The 3,822-nt window shown below is 70.1% G+C and carries 5 protein-coding genes; 2 read left to right on the plus strand and 3 right to left on the minus strand.

Features of this window, described 5'->3' with window-relative positions:
- Positions 1-33 precede the first annotated feature (33 nt).
- The 3 genes from VOI19_RS15930 to VOI19_RS15940 are packed head-to-tail and all read right to left on the minus strand — an operon-like array spanning position 34 to position 2,338.
- A complete protein-coding gene (locus tag VOI19_RS15930; RefSeq protein WP_323793948.1) occupies positions 34-462 on the minus strand; it encodes a Maf family protein in 429 nt (142 codons plus the stop codon).
- Entirely contained in the window at positions 459-713 is a 255-nt protein-coding gene (locus VOI19_RS15935) for an acyl-CoA carboxylase subunit epsilon (RefSeq protein WP_323793949.1), read from the minus strand. Before VOI19_RS15935 ends, VOI19_RS15930 begins: the two co-directional genes overlap by 4 nt.
- Positions 710-2,338 carry an acyl-CoA carboxylase subunit beta gene (locus tag VOI19_RS15940; protein WP_323793950.1) on the minus strand — a complete coding sequence of 543 codons (1,629 nt, stop codon included), beginning with the start codon at positions 2,336-2,338 and terminating at the stop codon, positions 710-712. The genes VOI19_RS15935 and VOI19_RS15940 overlap by 4 nt, the downstream gene beginning before the upstream one ends.
- A gap of 105 nt (positions 2,339-2,443) precedes the next feature.
- On the opposite strand from VOI19_RS15940, the gene VOI19_RS15945 reads away from it, so the two are divergent.
- Both VOI19_RS15945 and VOI19_RS15950 read left to right on the plus strand, forming a co-directional pair.
- Entirely contained in the window at positions 2,444-3,277 is an 834-nt protein-coding gene (locus tag VOI19_RS15945; protein ID WP_323793951.1) for a biotin--[acetyl-CoA-carboxylase] ligase, read from the plus strand.
- 12 nt (positions 3,278-3,289) lie between these two features.
- The gene (locus tag VOI19_RS15950; protein ID WP_323793952.1) at positions 3,290-3,799 is read left to right on the plus strand and encodes a PH domain-containing protein; all 510 of its coding nucleotides are present in this window, start codon (positions 3,290-3,292) and stop codon (positions 3,797-3,799) included.
- Positions 3,800-3,822: the final 23 nt, after the last annotated feature.

Below are 3,822 nucleotides of genomic sequence, written 5' to 3' on the forward strand. Positions count from 1 at the left end.
ATCAGCGCCAATATCGACGCCAGAACATTCTCTTCAAACCGGGTTACGGCCTGCGGCCGGGCCCGCTCGATGAAAAACAGCGCCACGACGATCAGCATCCGACACGTGGTGACCCGTCGTGGTGTCGCGCAGGCTGTGTCCGGTCTGCAGCACACCGGTGCGGCCGCGCATCGCCTGCCAGCGGCGGATGGCGGTCTCGGAGTCGCCGGGCTTGCCGAGCGCCTCGCCGTCCAGCTCGAGCACCGAGTCGCAGCCGAGCACCAGGGCCCCGGTCGGCAGGTCGTCGCGCTCCGCGACGGCGCCGCTCTTGAGCTCGGCCAGCCCCACCGCGAGCTCGACGGGGGAGAGCCCCTCGAGCTGTGACTCGTCGACACCCGAGACGATCACCGTCGGCTCCACCCCCGCGCTGCGCAGGGTCGCGAGACGGGCAGGGGAGGCGGAGGCGAGGACGAGCGAGGTCACCGCGGCAACGCGCTCGTGCGCCAGCCGCCCGGACCGTGCGACACGGCGGGCCGTGCCATCCGGGCCGGGGCGTTCCACTGCGGTCGCGGCTTGGGTCGCGGCGTGTCGCCCCCGCCCAGCGCGGAGAAGACGGCCACGATCGCGGCCACCTCCTCCGGCGTGGTGCTGGGCGTCACGATGCGCAGCAACGGCGCCGCGGGAGGCTGCGGCGTGTCTGCGGCTGCCTCGTCGGGCGTGGGCTGGTCGCTCACAGCGGGATGTTCCCGTGCTTCTTCGGCGGCAACGTCGCCCGCTTGGAGCGCAGCAGGCGCAGCGCCCGCACGATCTCGACCCGGGTCTCGTGGGGCGAGATGACGGCGTCGATGTAGCCGCGCTCGGCCGCGATGTAGGGGTTGGCGAGCGTGGTCTCGTACTCGTCGATCAGCTCGGCACGACGGGCCTCGACGTCCCCACCCTCGGCCTCGACCTGGGCGAGCGTCTTGCGGTGCACGATGTTGGCGGCACCCTGCGCGCCCATGACGGCGATCTGGGCGGTGGGCCAGGCGACGTTGATGTCGGCGCCGAGGTGCTTGGAGCCCATGACGTCGTAGGCGCCGCCGTAGGCCTTGCGCGTGATCACCGTGACGAGCGGGACGGTGGCCTCGGAGTAGGCGTAGATCAGCTTGGCGCCACGGCGGATGATGCCGTTCCACTCCTGGTCGGTGCCGGGCAGGAAGCCGGGCACGTCGACGAAGGTCAGCACCGGGATGTTGAACGCGTCGCAGGTGCGCACGAAGCGGGCGGCCTTCTCAGAGGCGTCGATGTCGAGCGTGCCGGCGAACTGCATCGGCTGGTTGGCCACGACACCGACCGGACGACCCTCGACCCGGCCGTAGCCGATGATCAGGTTGGGCGCGAACAGCTCCATGACCTCGAGGAACTCCTCGTCGTCGAGGACCGCGGTGATCACGTCGTGCATGTCGTACGGCTGGTTGGGACTGTCCGGGATGATCGTGTCGAGGGTCCGGTCGAGGTCGGAGATCTCGGTGTCGGCGACGTCGTCGTAGACGACCGGCTCGTCGAGGTTGTTCTGCGGCAGGTGCGAGAGCAGGGCCTTGACGTAGTCGATCGCGTCCTGCTCGTCGGAGGCCATGTAGTGGGCGTTGCCCGACTTGGTGTTGTGGGTGCGCGCGCCGCCGAGCTCCTCCATCGTGACGTCCTCGCCGGTGACGGTCTTGATGACGTCGGGACCGGTGATGAACATCGCCGAGGTCTGGTCGACCATGATCGTGAAGTCGGTGACCGCGGGGGAGTAGACGTGCCCGCCGGCGCAGTTGCCCATGATCATCGAGATCTGCGGGATGACGCCCGAGGCGTGCACGTTGCGGCGGAAGATCTCGCCGTACAGGCCGAGGGAGACCACACCTTCCTGGATGCGGGCACCGGCGCCCTCGTTGATGCCGATGATCGGGCAGCCGGTCTTGAGCGCGAGGTCCATGACCTTGACGATCTTCTCGCCGTAGACCTCACCGAGCGATCCACCGAAGACGGTGAAGTCCTGGGAGAACACGCAGGTCTGACGGCCGTCGATGGTGCCGTAGCCGGTGATGACGCCGTCGCCGTAGGGGCGGTTCTTCTCCAGCCCGAACGCCGTCGAGCGGTGTCGGGCGAGCTCGTCGAGCTCGACGAAGGAGCCCTCGTCGAAGAGCATCTCGATGCGCTCGCGAGCGGTCTGACGACCCTTCGCGTGCTGCTTCTCGACAGCCTTCGCCGACCCGGCGTGCACCGCCTCGTCGAGCCTGCGGTCGAGGTCGGCCAGCTTGCCGGCGGTCGTGTGGAGGTCGAGGTCGGCCGGGACGTCGGTCCCCTCGCCTGGTGTCGTTGCCTGGGCGCTCACGGTTCTCCTGCTCGGTGCGTGCTCGGGTGTCTCGGGTGTGTGGTCCAGCCGAGGACTTCGCGGCGATGCTTGGTCCGGACGGTCCGGTAGGACAGGCTAGTGCTCGTGACTTCGGACCGCGCCGCGCGCCCACCCCTCGACAAGACCAGGCTCAAGCAGGCCAACCCCGAGCTGGTGCCCGACCTGACCGTCGAGGTCGCCGACGAGCTGCCCTCGACCAACGCGGTCGCCGCCGCCCGGGCCAGGGAGGGCGCACCCGACGGGCTGGTCGTCGTCGCCGACCACCAGCGCGCCGGCCGTGGTCGTCTCGACCGCACCTGGGAGTCGCCGGCCGGCACGTCGGTCACCTTCTCCCTGCTGCTGCGCCCCACCGCGCCGACCCGCTCGTGGCCCTGGATCCCGTTGCTGACCGGGTACGCCGTCGACAAGGCGCTCAAGGCGCTGTGGGGGACCGAGGCCGGCGTGCCCGCGGTCGGGGTGAAGTGGCCCAACGACGTGCTGATCGGCGAGCGCAAGGTGGCCGGGATCCTCGTCGAGCGCATCGACACCCCCGACGGCCCCGCAGCGGTCGTCGGCGTCGGCATCAACGTCGGGCTGCGCGAGGACGAGCTGCCGGTGCCGCACGCGACGTCCTTGGAGATCGAGCTCGCACGCCCCGTCGACCGCACCGACGTCCTCGTCGACGTGCTCAGCGCGATCCGTGAGGCCTTCGACGCCTGGGAGGCCGGCGGGGAGAGTCGCAACGCTCGGCTGGCCGAGTCCTACGCGGCCGCGTGCGTGACGGTCGGGCGCACCGTGCGGGTCGACCTCCCCGACGGCAGCGTGCTCGTGGGCGTCGCCACCGGCATCGATGCAGACGGCCAGCTGCTCGTGGACGCCGACGGCGGCGTGCGCGCGGTCGCAGCCGGTGACGTGGTGCACGTCAGGGCCGTCGGGTGACATGATCGACCCGTGGTGATCTCCCAGAAGCTGCTGAACCCGGGCGAGAAGATCGTCGTCAGCACGCGGACCCATCCCAAGGCGCTGCTCCTGCCCCTGCTCACGCTCGTGGTGCTGCTCGCTGCCGGAGTGCTGTTCGGTGTCTTCGTCACCGACGACGGCACCGCCCTGCTGGTCGTGTGGGGGCTCATCGGACTCCTCGCCCTGTGGCGGGTGCTGTGGCCCTTCCTGGACTGGCTCTCCTCGTCCTACACGATCACCGACCGTCGCCTGATCACCCGCAACGGCATCCTGACCCGGCGGGGGCACGACATCCCGCTCGGTCGGATCAGCGACGTGGCCTACGAGCTCGACCTCATCGACCGCGTGCTCGGCTGCGGCACCCTGGTGATCAGTGACGCGAGCACCCACGGCCAGGTCCTCATCTACGACATCCCGCGCGTCGAGAGCACCCAGCGCCGGCTCAACGAGCTGTTGCACGGTCTGCACGGGGGCGAGACCCGCGCACACGAGGGGCACTGACCCCATGGCTCCTGGTGATGACG

Source organism: Nocardioides sp. (genome assembly GCF_034670285.1).
Taxonomy (GTDB): Bacteria; Actinomycetota; Actinomycetes; order Propionibacteriales; family Nocardioidaceae; genus Nocardioides.